The sequence below is a fragment of the Paramaledivibacter caminithermalis DSM 15212 genome, assembly GCF_900142245.1.
Lineage (GTDB): Bacteria > Bacillota > Clostridia > Peptostreptococcales > Caminicellaceae > Paramaledivibacter > Paramaledivibacter caminithermalis.
The window spans coordinates 25199-40891 of sequence record NZ_FRAG01000013.1 but is presented as its reverse complement, the minus strand read 5'-3'; the positions used below and the strand labels follow the sequence as shown (position 1 = coordinate 40891).

Genomic DNA, 15693 nt, shown 5'->3' with positions numbered 1-15693 from the left:
ATTCTTCTGATTTAATATGATAAAAGTTACGATATTAAAAGTCTTGGTAAAATAATTTTAGCTTAGATATAAAATATAATCCTATTATGGAGGGACTATATGAAAAAGCTAACAATAGTAAGTATGGGAAAGACTACAGGAAATGCAATAGCACAGCAGATTAGAAGTCTAATAGGTAAACATATTATAGTAGAAGCAGTTCTCATGTCTGAGGTATCTAAAACCAATATGAAATGTGATCTTGTACTTTTTACAAGTGAATTCACTGCAAGATTAGCTTTGAAGCGCTATGAGGGAAATACTCCTTTTTTGATAGCCGATAGAGTAATAAATCATAAGAACATTGAAAGAGTTATTTCCCTTCCTGTGGGAATGGAGGTACTTTTTGTAAACGACGGTGAGAACTCTGCTTTTGAAGCTATAGAGCAGCTAGTTGAATTGGGGCTTGATCATGTAAAATACTATCCATTTTATCCTGGTTGCACATATTATCCAACACTAGAAACAGCTATAACTCCAGGTGAGGTGCCCTTGGTGCCTAATTTTGTAAACAACATAATTGATATAGGAACGAGGATACTTGACATAAGAACTATATATGAAATTATTTCAAGGCTTGACATAAGAGAAACATTAAGAGAAAGTCTTGTTACAAGATATATCAAGGATATAGTCCGAATTTCAAAATCTATAGATGACAGTAGAAAGTCTGCAAAAGAATCTGAAAAACTTCTTGAAACAATTGTTGATAGTGTGGAATCTGGAATAGCCTATGTTAACTCTCTCGGAAGAATTGTAAGAGTGAATTCAAAATTTCAGTCGATTTTTGAAAAAAAGCAAAAGGATATTCTTAATAAGAAACTCTCAAAGGTTATAGATTCTATAGATATCTTATCTAATGAAAATAAAACCCTGATTACAGAAATAGAGGGAAGAGAAGTGCTTATAGATATTCATCAAATAAATTTGGAGGATAATTTAGGTCATTTGGTGACAGTTGACTATACTGATAAGATATCAAAGCTTGATCACAAGATAAGAAGAAATTATGAAAAGAGGATAACAAGAAAGCTCTATACTTTTGAAGACTACCTGAGTGTAAATAGAGAAGTAAAGGAAATGATAAAAAAAGCTGAAAGATTTTCGAAAACCGATGCTACAATACTTATTCAGGGAGAAAATGGAACTGGTAAGGAGATAATTGCTCAGGCAGTCCATATGAATTCATTTAGAAGAAAAAATGCCTTTATCCCAGTAAATATTGCAGCTATAACTCCAAATCTTCTTGAAAGTGAGCTTTTTGGATATGAGGAAGGGGCATTTACTGGAGCTAAAAAAGGAGGAAAAGTAGGACTTTTTGAGATAGCAAATGGAGGAACAATATTTATAGATGAAATAGGTGATGCCCCTATTAATTTTCAAGTAAAGCTTTTGAGGGTTCTTCAGGAAAAGAGAATAAGAAGGGTCGGAGCTCTTGAGGAAATTCCCATTGATGTGAGGGTTATTGCAGCTACTAACAAGAATTTGCTTAACCTTATAGATAAAGGACAATTTAGGGAAGACCTATTTTTTAGGCTTAATATTCTTCCACTTAAGACTATACCTTTAAGACGAAGAAGAGATGATATATTATATCTTTTTATGCACTTTGTAGGTATCTACTTTAGAAGAGAAAAGCTAAAATCCCTTGACGAATTGTTTGAAGATATAGTAGTGGAGTTTCTTCAAAATTATCGCTGGAGAGGAAATGTAAGGGAGCTTATGAATCTGGTGGAGTATCTGTCATTTATATATGAGGGTAAAAGATTTGAACTGTCATCTCTTCCTTATTATATGCTAGAGGATACACAAAATAGTGAAAGGATAATTCTTGATGGCAATGAACTGTGGGTTCTTAGAGAAATCGAAAAGAACAGTGGAATAGGAAGAAGTTCTTTAGCACAGCTTGCACAAAAACAGAATGTAAATCTTGGGGAAGGAAAGATAAGAGGGATAATGAAAAAGCTTGAGGATAAGAAACTGATAGACTATAAGAAAGGTAAAAGAGGATGTATAATTAGCGAAAGGGGAATAAGAGTTTTGGAAAGTTATGAATAAATGGATAAAACCATCCTGATAATGGACAAAAAAAGCCTGAAATTATTTTTGGGCTTTTATTTTTAATTATTAAGACGAAAGATTAATATTTGGATTTTTATGAAAATTCCCCATGAAATAAATGGAAAGGAAAATATTTTTATATTAATTTCTTTATTTTTAGCATTTGGCACATTAATTGCTATTATAGATAATTGCTAATATATTTTTAATAATAGATGATTGCGAAACTATTTAGAGAGTTATCCACAATCAATTTTTAAGTTTTTAAATATTGACTATTAGAAATACTGTATTTGCTAAGATAGCAAGTTAATAAAATAGCTTTAGCGATACTTAAAATTGAACCATATATGTATTCTGTGGATAAATTTTATGTCAAGTGGAGGAAAGTTTTCGTTTTTCTCTATGAAAATCTTGAAAATACTAGCTTATGAATTTTGCAATCGACTATATTTTTAATAATTTAAGGAGGAAATTTAATGAAGCAGAAAGAAAAGAAAAACCCAACAATTGGGCAGGCAGTTATTCCTATTATTTTTATGATTATATCACTTGCAGTAGGGTATGGTTATTTTAAGCTTAGGACTGAACCACTTCTTATAATTTCAGCATTTGTTGCAGGCATAATTGCCATGAAGCTGGGATATACATGGAAGGATATGCAGGAGGCAATTATTGAAAAGATAGCAAGGGCTTTACCAGCTACGCTTATCTTGTGGAGTGTAGGTTTCCTTATAGGTTCATGGATGTTTTCAGGAACGGTACCTATGATAATATATTATGGTGTACAGATAGTTAATCCTAAGTTTCTGCTTGTGACAGCTTTCATCATAACTGCAATAGTATCTATAGTTACAGGTACTTCATGGGGTTCAGCAGGTACAATTGGAGTTGCACTTATGGGTATTGCAGGAGGACTTGGAGTATCACTTCCAGCAACTGCTGGAGCTGTAGTTGCGGGTGCATATTTTGGAGATAAGATATCACCACTTTCAGATACAACAAATCTTGCTCCTATAGCAGCAGGAAGTGAGCTTTATGAGCATATAAAGCATATGCTTTATACTACAGTACCAGCATTTATAGTATCTCTTATAGTATATCTTGTAGTAGGTCTTGGAGCTTCAGGAAACGTAAATACACCTGAAACAGTAAAAACAATGCTTCAGCAGCTCGATACAATGTTTGATTGGAATATTGTTCTTATTTTGCCTGTTCTTATTATAATAACAGGTTCACTTAAGAAATGGCCTACAATACCTACTATGCTTGGGACAAGCTTATTTTCAGTTTGTCTTGGTGTGCTTATACAAGGCTTTACATTTAAAAATGGATTTACAGCTATTGTTAAAGGATTTAATGTATCAATGACAGGCTATGAAGGTGAAGTTATTTGGGAAGTTACAAGACTAATAAACAGAGGCGGAGTGGTTTCAGTTACAGGTACAACTGTTCTTATTTTCTGTGCCATGGGCTTTGCAGGAATAGTTAGCAGATCGGGGATGCTTGATACAGTACTTCAAGCATTAATGTCAAAGGTAAAATCAACAACTGGAATAATTCTTTCAACTATAGCATCATGTTTTACAGTAGCATTTGTGACAGGAAGTTCATATCTTTCAATATTGCTTCCAGGAGAACTTTTTAAGGATGTATATGTACAAAGAAAGCTTCATCCAAAGAATCTATCAAGAACTTTAGAAGATTCAGGAACAGTTTTAGTTCCTTTGATACCTTGGTCAGCTGCAGGAGCCTATATGACATCTACTCTTGGAGTTTCAACGGTTGAATATCTTCCATGGGCAATTCTGAACTATATGGGTATAGTGTTTGCAATAATACTTGCTATTACTGGAATTGGAATAGCACATATTGATGAAGATAAGGAAAAAGTGGAAAAATCTATATAGCAGAGGAGTAGGATATGATGATTTTAGTAAAAAATATAGAAATATATGATCCTAAATATATAGGTAGAAAAGATGTATTTATTTGTGGAGGAAAGATTGTTCTTATAGAGGATAGAATTGAGATTCCCAACAACAAGGTGAAGGTGATCGATGGAAGTAGAAAAAAAATGGTTCCAGGCTTCATAGATCAGCATGTACATATTACTGGTGGTGGTGGTGAAGGAAGTTTCAGAACAAGGGTTCCTGAAATAACTTTATCAAAGCTTATAACAGCTGGGATAACAACTGTAGTTGGTCTTCTTGGAACTGATTCAACTACAAGGAGTGTTGAAAACCTTGTGGCAAAAGCCAAGGCCTTAAAGGAAGAGGGAATCACAGCATATGTTCTTACAGGTTCATATGAATACCCTACAAAAACACTTACTGATTCTGTAAAGAAGGACATCGTATTTATAGAGGAAGTAATTGGAGCTAAAGTAGCACTTTCAGATCACAGATCCCCCAGTCTTAGCAACGAAGAATTGGCTAGATTAGCTTCAGATGTAAGGGTATCAGCAATGCTTTCTGGGAAGGCAGGTATTCTTGTAGTTCATATGGGCAATGGTGAAAAAGGATTGACACCTATAAATGAAGTTATTGAAAGCACTGATATACCTATCAGAACTATAAGACCTACCCATGTTAACAGGAATAAAGACCTTCTTCTTGAGGCCTTCGATTATGCAAGAAGAGGAGGAGTAATAGATCTTACCTGTGGTATATATGAGGAGTTAGGTCCAGGAAGAGTGATACTAAAAGCTACAGAATCGGGTGTACCTCTTGAAAACATTACTATTAGCTCCGATGGATATGGAAGCTGGTCAAGATATGATTCTTTGGGGAATATGACTGAAATAGGAGTTTCACAAGTTGATAGTATATATAAAGAATTTATAACTATGGTTCAAAATCTTGGGTTTGATATTGAAAAGGCCCTTAGATTCGTTACAAAAAATGTATCAAAGGCATTGAATATTTATCCCCAGAAGGGAACTATAAAAGAGGGTTCAGATGGAGATGTACTCATCCTTGATGAAAATCTTGAGATAAAAACTGTCATTGCAAATGGAAGGCTTATGATTTATGAAGGAGAACTATTATTAAAAGGAACATATGAATAAAGGACAGGGGTACAGTTCCTCATGGACTGGTTCGAGCTAGAGGGTACGGTCTAAAAAGCATGTCTATACAAGCTAAAATTACTGAATTAGCGGTAAATTTAAAGAGGATAGCCAATCTAGTATTCTCTTTAAATTCATTCGTTTTACACAAAATGGTAATATTCTGCTAAGATGATAAGATATTCGAAAATTTCAAAATTAGATAGGGAAAAACACCCACTTTTTCAGTGGTTTCAAATGTTTAGCTTGTCGTGAAGTGGTAAAGTGTGTAAAATAGTGTGTAGTCAAATTACACACTATTTTGTTTTTTTTATAATAAATATATGAATATATTTTTAAGTTTTTTATGTATTTATATTTTGAAAATGGCTCAAATACATGTTTATGAAAACTTGGAATAAAATAACTGGAAATTTTAAGAATAAAAGATACTTGGCATCATTCATGCGTATATAATATGATGTATAACAAATGAAATAAGTTTTATTTATCTGGAATGTTTTCTTATTTGAGAAACTTGAATAATTCACACTAATAATTTTGAAATACAATATGCAGATAGCTTTCTTGACTTTCTCTACTACATTTTGTATCCCAAAAATTCTTTAAATGTATTATGCAATTTCTTCATTTGATTTCTAATCTATAGTATTTTAAAAGTTTTTTGAGGAATTAAGGTTTGAAGATTGATATTGATAGATTTAATATAGTAAAACTTAATTTATACATGTAAAAATACGCAATGTTTATGGGTGTTTTAGATATATAAAGAAAAGTTTTTACTAAAATTTCTATAATTGATTTTGGAAAACCTTTATCCACAAAATACATATAAAATATCTTTTTATGGATAAGCAACTAAAGTTTGAAGTTGTGTATCTCTAACTACAATTCGCAAATTTCTTAGTATAGTACAAATCATTATTTTCATAATAAATGTTCAAAAATTCAAAATTATATTGTGGATAATTCTTAAAAGCATTTTGCAAAGGAGGTGTTTTTTATTAGATAAAGTTGATGATTATGAGAGTTTATAAACATAGACATTGTGTATTGAAAGTAAAATAATGAAACTATTCATTAAAAAGAAAAAGGAGTTGAGAATACCATGAAAAAAATTATTAAGAGTAAATCAATAGTGGCTTTAGTATTGATGTTATTGTTAGTACAATTACCATTTATTTCAGAGGCTGCTGAAACATCTTCTAGTAAGAATATTGTAGTATATTTTCCAAATTGGGGAATGTATCAGGCTGGGCATAACAATTTTACAGTTTCTATGATACCTTGGGATAAGGTAACAGTGATAAATCATGGATTTTTTACTGTAGATAAGAGCTTTAAATTAGCAAGTATTGATCCCTTTGCAGATTTTGATAAATCCTTTGAGCATTCGGAAGGTTGGGAACAGGGAGCACTTAGAGGTCATTTTGGAGAGTATAAATACTATAAATCCCAATATCCAAATGTAAAGGTACTTGTATCTGTTGGAGGCTGGACTAGAGGAGAAAATTTTCATGATATGGCATTAACAAAAGAGAGTCGAACTATATTCATTAATAGCTGTATTGAATTTCTTCAGAAGTATCCTTTTATTGATGGTATAGATATTGATTGGGAATATCCAAGTATTGATAGACCAAAGGACCCCAATGATCAGTATGACCGAGGATGTCCAGGAGGCCCAGAAGATAGGGAAAATTTCACAGCGCTGCTGCGTGAATTAAGGCAGGCATATGATACAAATAATATGGCTGATAAGATGTTGACAATAGCTGCTCCAGCAGGCTATGATAAGCTTGAAGGGAAACAAGACCCTAATATTTATCACCAGTATTTAGATTTCATTAATGTAATGACATATGATTTCCATGGGGCGTGGGAAAATAGAACCAATCACCTTTCTCCATTATATGCTAATCCTAATGATCCTTCACCAGAAGCACCGATTGACATAAAAAATAAATATAATATGGATTCTGCAATGAAGCTTTATAAAGATACCTATAATGTACCATCCTACAAACTGAATGTAGGTAGTCCATTCTATTCACGTGGATGGAAAAATGTAGATCCTAATACTGGAACAGATGGATTATTTGCAAATGCAAATGGTGCACCTGTGGGTACTTGGGATAATCCTCAAGCTCCTGGTGGGCAATATCCATATTTTAAGTTAAAGGAATTAGAAAATACTTCTGGTTATAACAAGTATAGAGATGATTATGCAAGGGTTCCATATTTATATAACCCATCACTGGGTGTAATGCTCACCTATGAAGATGAAGTATCCCTTGGTGAACGTTGTGATTATGTAAATACTAACAATTATGGTGGTATTGTAGTTTGGGAAATTTCAGGTGACGATATTAATGGTTATCCGATGACCAGTTTAATATATGAAAAATTGATTGGAAATGTCCCAAAACAGAAACCTGGAATACCTGTTCTCAATGTTGAAAATGTAGAAAATACTACAGACAACATTGATAACAATGGAAATTATACTATAAAAATGAACATGAATTCTGGTAATAATGGAACTTCATGGAAATTATATGAAAACGGACAATTGATACATACTGAAGCACTTACCGACAATTCGCCAAACCCACAGACCGCTTCTTATTCCGTTGCAAACAAACCGAATGGCAAGTATACCTATACCTGTGAGCTTATTAATAAATATGGAGCCACCTCCAGTACACCTGTTACCGTTACCGTAAATAAAGATGGTGGAGCTACTGGAGTACCTGGGACACCCGTTTTAAATCACGATAACAACGATAACGACGGAAATTATACAATAACAATGAATATGGCTTCTGGTAACAATGGAAGCTCATGGAAGCTATACGAAAACGGGCAATTGATACATACTGAAGCACTTGTCGACAATTCGCCAAACCCACAGACCGCTTCTTACTCCGTTACAAATAAACCAGATGGGACTTATGTTTACATCTGTGAGCTTATTAATGAATTTGGATCTACTAGCAGTGCTGAAATTTCCGTTACTGTAGGGCTTCCTCCTAAAGCAACAGATAAACCAGCTACTCCTGTATTGTCCCATAATAACTGGGATAACGATGGAGATTATTCTATTACAATGAATATGTGGTGGGGAAACAATGGAACTCTTTGGAAGCTTTATGAAAACAACGAACTAATATATTCTGCTCCGCTTACCGACAATTCACCAAATGCACAAAGTGCTTCTTATGATATTACTGGAAAATCCAGTGGGATTTATACCTACAAATGTGAACTTATCAATGCTTTTGGCAATACAAGCAGTAATGAAATTGAAGTAACTGTTAAATAAAAACTTAAAGATACCAAGCCTTCATTTTCCCCCAAATTATTATTATATAAGCATTTTATAAGAAAAAAAATTTAGATTTCTAAGAAGACACATATGTTTTATGAAGGATTCCTTTATAAAGTAAGTTTTATCCTTATGCTATTGAGGTGGAAAATTTACTTTCAGGATAAACTGGAGGAAAACATATGTGACTTCTCTATATATTTATATTATTTTATATTATGTAAATTATCGTAAGTCTGAATTATATAATTTATTTAAATAAATGAAAGGAGTCTAATAAAATTATGAAAACAACATCAAAAAAATATCTATCTTTTTTATTAATTTTAATCTTGGTATTTTCACAAATATCGATAGCATTTGGAAGTGAAAAGAGTACATTGAAAGCTGATATAATCACTGCTAATACAACTCAAAGTCATGGTTATTATACGATTATTATAACCATACCTAAGGGGAATGCTGCTTCTTTAATGAAATTGTACGAGAACAATGGGGTTGTTAAAACTGAAAGGTTGAATTCAAATTCAAAAACTGTCAAAATCATATATTATCCTGTTGTAGATAAAGCTCCTGGAACTTACACTTATAAATGTGAATTATTGGATACATCTCAGATCATATTTAGTCAGGAAATTACAGTAACTGTAACCCCTGGTGGACCATATATGGCAACAGGTGTTCCTGCTATACCACAGCTTTCAAAGGATAAGTGGAATGGTGAAGCAGACTATAATATAGAAATGAATATATGGTGGGGAAACAATGGATATGCATGGTTGCTTTATGAAAATAATGAATTGATTTATGCAGAGGATCTTACCGATAATTCCCCTAATAAGCAAATTGCATCTAAAGCCTTTACAGGTAAAACAAATGGAACTTATACGTATCAGTGTGAACTTGTAAATGCTTATGGTGCTACATCAAGTAGTACACTCGATTACACAGTAAACGTTCCAGGTGGTGAACCTGAACTACCTATTACAGGACCTGCACAAACTGAACCAGCTTATGGCTATGTGGTAGTAAGTGAAGACGATAAACAATTTGAATGGCTGTTTTATATCTCCAATCCAAACAAAAAATATGTTTGGGATGGTACGAGCTTTGACGTATGGGCAATCAGTTTTGATACAACATCAGATATTAGCAGTGTAGAAGGTTGCGATTCCTTTATAAAAAAAGGAAATACAGTTACTATCAATCTTAAAGGGTATGAAAGAGTATTTCCCTATGATACTACTAGGACAATAAGGGTAAAGGGTAATAAAAGTGGAAATATAATAAATCCTCAAAACATTAAAGTAAATTTAATGAGAGGTGATATTCCTTATCCTCAATATACAGGACTTCCTTCAAGCTGGTATAAGGGTAAGACTGATTTGAAGCTGTCAGACCTTGTTGCTGACTCCAGTGCTTATTATAACACAGGTGTAGCTCCAAGTACTGACCACCTAATTGCCTATAATCCTGTAAGTGATACACAGCTAATTATTGCTGAACCTCATTCAGTAAACTATCCAGTCAATGGCGTAGAAGGATTACGCATGTGGGTGCCGTCGAAATTTATAGCAATGGGGCTAGGATTTGCAAAGGAAACTTTTAGAATTAATCCCCATTACATGTGCGGTCTTGGTACAAAGGAAAACTTTACCTTTGGGCTTGTTCCTGCAAGTACAGGATCTACTACTAATCCTGTTGTTATAGATGGGGAAACATGGTATTGGCCTATTCAAAAAGAACACCCAGATGGACCTTTCCAGCAGGAAGCAGGCAATTTTAACGAATGTAAAGGGGAATATCCAGATTACCTCTCTCCCGATGCAAAACACGATGAGTATACAAAGCTTATAACAGGTGATCCAAATGATGCAAAATTTGCTACTGCAGCTATTTCATCTGCGATTAGCTTAACTATGACAAGGGAATTCTTATACTCGATACCAAAAATAAAATTTAAGGAGTTTGTAGAAAATGCAGCAGACCCTTGGGCGGAATTTGTATGTATAAATTATGCATATAATAGAGGAGTGTACGGTTTCCTGCAAAAAGGCATATTTACTGAGCATAGGGCAAGAGCTTTAGCTACAACGGATTTTGCAGCGGAATTTGGTTTATCGGGTTTTGCAAGTCATGTAGAAAATGTTCGTGCCATGATTGAAGCTGCTAATGCTGATACAACTCATATCTATGATTCACAGTTAACATGGGATGACTTTGAAGCCTTCTTTAAGGAACTTAGATTGTTCTATAGACAGGGAGTACCGACAGATGCTGAATGGAACGCTATGAAAGAGGATGTTCACAGAGCCTTTAATGTACTTGCGCAGCACTGGGGCGGTTCAACGGTATCTTTGAGATATGACTTCCTTACACTACTTAGAGTTGCAAAAGCACATTTACCATATCCAGATACACCCAATCCGACAGGACAAAACTGGGCAGATCATATAAATAGTTCAAATCAAAAACTTAAATGAGGGGGAAAAAATTCGTAGTATTTAAGTAAAACTGTTCTTGAAAATCGGCATATGCTATACAACAATAATGAAAGATGAAACAAAAATTCTTTCAGCAGAAGATTAGATAAAAAGAAAGATATCTGAATAAGGTATCTTTCTTTTATCGAGGGTTTATAGCTGAAATGGAGAAGTTATCCCCTATAATTTTTATCAAATTTATAATAAAATTACTAATATTCAAAAAAATATTGAAATTTATAAAATTTTACATTAAAATAATATATAGATATTGGTAATTAATATACAAATATCCAATATTTCGAATTTTATGTATTGATTAGAGAATTTTTATATTTTTCTATAGGGAAAAGGAGTATGGCATTAATAATGTATGAAAACTTTTTTAAAAATATTAAAAAGCAAATTCAGGCATCATTTAATTTGTACTCTAAGGAAAATTTTATTGAATTCCATATAATTTTAGATTCTAATGACCAATGTTTATTTTCAGATAAAAAATGGATAAGTCAAAGATGGATGTGTACTGAAGGCATTCAGTGCAGAGTTTATACAAAACGTGGAGCAGGTGTAAGCTATAGGACGTTGGATGTGGATATTGAATTTGAGAATTTGATTGAGGAAGCAATGATTATTGCTGATCAGGAATTACTTGATGATATTTGTGAAATATTTTGGGATGATTATTTATCAGAAATAAATATTTCTGATTCAAGAGAATATAGTCATTTTAAAAAAGGTTTAAACGAACAAATATGGTTGATTAATTCTCATTTGCCAACTAATAAAAGCATTGACAAAATTAATATTGAATTTTGTAAAAAATATAGGATTGAGATTTACGCAAATAATAGGGGAGTATTTTTTATTCATGATAAACCATGTAATCTTTTTATGTCGAAAATGATTTCAGAGAAAAATGATATTTCATATTTTATAAGAAAAGCATATAACACTACGGCAATGATAGATGAAAAAGAAATAGATAAATTTTTTAATATAGGAGTATATCTGATTAACGAGATAAAGGATGCACGAATTTTATGTGAATGTCCTGAATATGACTATTTGGCGGTTGAATATAGTCTTATGGGAATGATAGTTCATGAAGCATTAGGACATGCCCTAGAAGGAGATAACATATATAATGGTTCTTCTAAGTTAACCGAACTAAAAGAAAAAAATAATAGGATAGTCCATAAAAATTTGAACATAATTTGTGATTCTACAATTGATAACTGTGGCAAGCAAATTATAGATTCTCATGGCATAAAGGGGGGACCGAAATATTTAGTTAAAAATGGTGTTTTGATAGGAGCTATGACAGATAAGATTTTATCAAAATACATATCTTCAGATGCTAATGGACATGCACGAAATCAATATTATTATGAAAGACCACAATGTAGGATGACAAGTATATATTTAGCTCCAAATGATTATGATGAGAAAGTTGATTTAAATATATATGATGTGGAAAGTGTTAAAAAAGTTTTAGGGTTGAAGGGGTATTTACGTAATAATAAAAAAATATTATATTTATTTGATTGGATTGGTGGAAATGCTAGCTGGTCAAGCTTAAATTTTAGGATAAGTATTCCATTAGCTTATCTAATAAGTGCAGCAGGAGATATACAAAGATTTAGGAACATAGTAATTACTGGGAATGCTTTAGATTTACTAAATTCTTATGAAAAATCTTTTGGGAAATTGAGAGTAGATACATTTGGATATTGTTCAAAACAGAAAACTTTAATCTTAACCTCCGATGGAGGACCTGAATTAACATTATTTAAAAAACCAGATACAATAAAGTTTTTTTAACAAAGGTGATAAAAGTGAAAATTGAAAAGAAATATAACGAATTGATTAATTTTTTGAATCAAAATTCAGATATAAAAAAATGGTTTTTTAACGTAACAAGATACTATACCTTAGATTTGAGGCTAACCAATGGGAAAATCAATTATTATAATGTGCCAATGGTAGGATGTAGATATATATTTGATTTCGTTATTGAGACTAATGAAGGAAGATTAGGAACTATATCTTTAGAGACAAATGTAGTTGATCAAATTAAAATAATGTTATCAAAGTTACTTGAATCTTCTTTGCCGAAAGGGAAAATATATTTTTCAAAAAATAATGAATATAATAATTTGGATTTTTACAATCAAGAAATTAAAAGTATTATTGAACAGAAAAATTTAAAAAAAATGAAAGAAAAATCATTAGCTATTTATCAACATATTCAGAAAACTCAATGTGTTAGTTCGGAATTTGTCATGACATTACAATTAATGAAAAGGCATTATTTCAATTCTATAGGTATTCATTTGTACTTAGAAGATACAAATGTGAACATTTTAACATATTTATTTTATAAAGATGGAACCAAAAGGTTTGAATATCAAACAAAGCAATGGAAGGAGGTAGAAAAGGAAACAAGTAAGCTTTTTACTAGTAAAAAGACAAAGACTAGTACTGTATTATCAGACCTTTCACGAATAGAAAAAGTTGTTTTTTTACCGAAAGCTTTAACTTGGATATTTAAGCTAATATTAGAGCCAAATTTAAACGGTTTAATGATTTCTCAAGGATTAACATTTATAAGACCTGAAATGATTGGGAAAAAAATTTTAGGAAACCTTACAGTGATCGATAATGGATGCATGAAGCATGGTACAAAGTCATTAAAGTTTGATTTTGAAGGAGTTCCTAGAAAGGAGACTATTATTTTTGAAAAAGGAATATTTATGACACCATTATTAACAACTCAAACAAAAAAATACTTCTCTAAATGGGGGTTGAATGAAACTGGAAATGCTGTAAACTTGTCACATACTGAATTGAGTAATTTGATTATTCGTGGTTCTGATAAAAAGGTTGAGGACTTACTAGAAGATGAAACACCGATTATATTGATAGAAAATTTAGCTGGATATAGCGGTGACATAGCAACTGGCAATTTCAAGTTTGATGTAGAAATGGGTGAATTGTATATTAAAGGAGTTAAATCTGGCTTTTTAAACTTTTCTGTAAGCGGTAATATTTTTGAAATTTTAAGAAATCCAGCCACGTTATATTCAGAAACCTTAAAATACGAAAACTTCTATATTCCAGCATTAAAAACATCTAATGTTGTTTTATATTTATAAAGATAAAATGTGGTTTTAAATAAAGAATTATTAGGGGTGTTTATATGCATGCAGTTTTATATAAAAATAGTCAAAATGAGTTTGTTATATTAGATGCATATTTTAAAGGGAGATGGAGTGCTGATAAAGAATCACTTATAATATATTTGAATTATTTGGATTTAAGGGAAAAATACAATGAAAGAGATCAGCATATTTTTAAAAAAGCACTTGGAGATAAATGTTTACAATATGATATATCATTGAAAAAAACACAAGAAATATTGAATTTTATTTATAAAGAAAATATGCCAAGATTATGCAATTATGATCCTATATTTATTTTAAATATGCTTGATAAAAAAGAAAACGGGATTATAACACCTCCAACACCAATTATCGAAGTTACTCCATATTGTAATTACGGATGTACATGGTGTTATATTCCACCTCGTAACATTGACAGCAAATTATTTTATAGAAAAGACGAACTTCAAAAAAATGTCATTGATCCTATGCTAGAAGAATTTGGACTTTTAGAATGGTGTCTTACAGGAGGTGAGCCTAATATAGAAAAAGAAAAAACTATGGAAATAGCAAATTTAATAAAAGAAAGATCCCTTGCTATATTAGGACGAAAGCCTGTGAGCATATACTTGTTAACAAATGGCTATAATCTTGAAAAATATGCAGAAGATTATAAAAAAGCAGGAATAAATTGTTATCAAGTATCATTAACTTCGCCAATTAGAGAACATGAAAACCTTTTAAGAAAACCAAAAAAAGGAATTGATTCATTTGAACATGCAGTCGCTGGACTTAGAAAAATTGTTTCTTTAGGCATGAGAGCTGAAATAAATATGATTGTACAGCCAATGGGAGTACATGATGCTAATAATTTACATGATATTGATAAAATGTTTGAATTGGCAAAGGAAATTGGTGTTAAGATGTTAAGGATAATTCCAGCGGTACCGTGTGGTACAGCTAAGGAAAATCATATTTGGATGAGTAAAAAAGAATATGATATTGTTCGGAACTATGTTCGAGAAGGAAGAAAAAAAGTCAGTAATATGGAAATTGATTGCCCAATAGATCAAGAAATTGAAAAAGATCGAGAAATATTCTGTAGAGCAGGAACCTTATGGGTATATGTTAATTTTAAAGGAGAAGTTTATCCATGTAATAACATTCAAGATAGAGAAAGTATTTGTTGGGATAAGACTATAAAAGAAGATAAATTGACTGATATTTGGAGAAATTCAAAGCTATTAAATTTTATGCGGGATTATAATGTTAAGTCTATAAATGAAGAATGTATGGAGTGTTCATATAGAGTAGAATGTGTTGGAGAATGTAGGGCTTTAGCATGGTCGAGGTATAGGACTTATAACTTAAATATGAAGCCAGAAGTTTGTTTTAAAGATTTAAATATAGAAGAATTTCGTGGATATTAAGCAGGGCATATAATGCAAACAAGAAGAAAAATTATAAAAATTTAATGGTTTTGGAAATTGCATAATTTTTCATATAAATTCTTTTTACACAATATAAATCTTCTATTTAATCAGTGAA

Annotated in this window: 8 protein-coding genes; all 8 read left to right on the top strand. The window is 31.8% G+C overall.

The genetic code is table 11. The annotated features are described in order from the left end of the window. The first annotated feature begins 99 nt into the window (after positions 1-99). The 8 genes from BUB36_RS07000 to BUB36_RS06965 all read left to right on the top strand — a co-directional run bounded on the left by BUB36_RS07000 (position 100) and on the right by BUB36_RS06965 (position 15575). A complete protein-coding gene (locus tag BUB36_RS07000) occupies positions 100-2097 on the top strand; it encodes a sigma-54 interaction domain-containing protein (RefSeq protein ID WP_073148435.1) in 1998 nt (665 codons plus the stop codon). Between the two features lie 482 nt (positions 2098-2579). Further along, on the top strand, positions 2580-4010 hold the full coding sequence (nhaC, locus tag BUB36_RS06995) for a Na+/H+ antiporter NhaC (RefSeq protein ID WP_073148433.1): 1431 nt from the start codon (positions 2580-2582) through the stop codon (positions 4008-4010). 14 nt (positions 4011-4024) lie between these two features. Beyond that, the gene (iadA, locus tag BUB36_RS06990; RefSeq protein ID WP_073148431.1) at positions 4025-5170 is read left to right on the top strand and encodes a beta-aspartyl-peptidase; all 1146 of its coding nucleotides are present in this window, start codon (positions 4025-4027) and stop codon (positions 5168-5170) included. 1108 nt (positions 5171-6278) lie between these two features. Then, on the top strand, positions 6279-8495 hold the full coding sequence (locus BUB36_RS06985) for a glycosyl hydrolase family 18 protein (protein WP_073148429.1): 2217 nt from the start codon (positions 6279-6281) through the stop codon (positions 8493-8495). 287 nt (positions 8496-8782) lie between these two features. Next, positions 8783-10981 carry a hypothetical protein gene (locus BUB36_RS06980; protein ID WP_073148427.1) on the top strand — a complete coding sequence of 733 codons (2199 nt, stop codon included), beginning with the start codon at positions 8783-8785 and terminating at the stop codon, positions 10979-10981. A 357-nt stretch (positions 10982-11338) separates the two neighbouring features. Then, positions 11339-12805: a metallopeptidase TldD-related protein gene (locus tag BUB36_RS06975; RefSeq protein WP_073148425.1), complete on the top strand. Its 1467-nt coding sequence runs from the start codon at positions 11339-11341 to the stop codon at positions 12803-12805. 14 nt (positions 12806-12819) lie between these two features. Then, positions 12820-14139: a metallopeptidase TldD-related protein gene (locus tag BUB36_RS06970; RefSeq protein ID WP_073148423.1), complete on the top strand. Its 1320-nt coding sequence runs from the start codon at positions 12820-12822 to the stop codon at positions 14137-14139. Between the two features lie 44 nt (positions 14140-14183). After that, positions 14184-15575, top strand: a complete 1392-nt coding sequence (locus BUB36_RS06965) for a radical SAM/SPASM domain-containing protein (RefSeq protein WP_073148421.1) — start codon at positions 14184-14186, stop codon at positions 15573-15575. The last annotated feature ends 118 nt before the right edge of the window (positions 15576-15693 follow it).

Bases quoted from the DNA above. Each gene is read 5' to 3' on its own strand.
- BUB36_RS07000 (WP_073148435.1), top strand. From the start codon at position 100: ATGAAAAAGCTAACAATAGTAAGTATGGGAAAGACTACAGGAAATGCA.
- nhaC (WP_073148433.1), top strand. From the start codon at position 2,580: ATGAAGCAGAAAGAAAAGAAAAACCCAACAATTGGGCAGGCAGTTATT.
- iadA (WP_073148431.1), top strand. From the start codon at position 4,025: ATGATGATTTTAGTAAAAAATATAGAAATATATGATCCTAAATATATA.
- BUB36_RS06985 (WP_073148429.1), top strand. From the start codon at position 6,279: ATGAAAAAAATTATTAAGAGTAAATCAATAGTGGCTTTAGTATTGATG.
- BUB36_RS06980 (WP_073148427.1), top strand. From the start codon at position 8,783: ATGAAAACAACATCAAAAAAATATCTATCTTTTTTATTAATTTTAATC.
- BUB36_RS06975 (WP_073148425.1), top strand. From the start codon at position 11,339: ATGGCATTAATAATGTATGAAAACTTTTTTAAAAATATTAAAAAGCAA.
- BUB36_RS06965 (WP_073148421.1), top strand. From the start codon at position 14,184: ATGCATGCAGTTTTATATAAAAATAGTCAAAATGAGTTTGTTATATTA.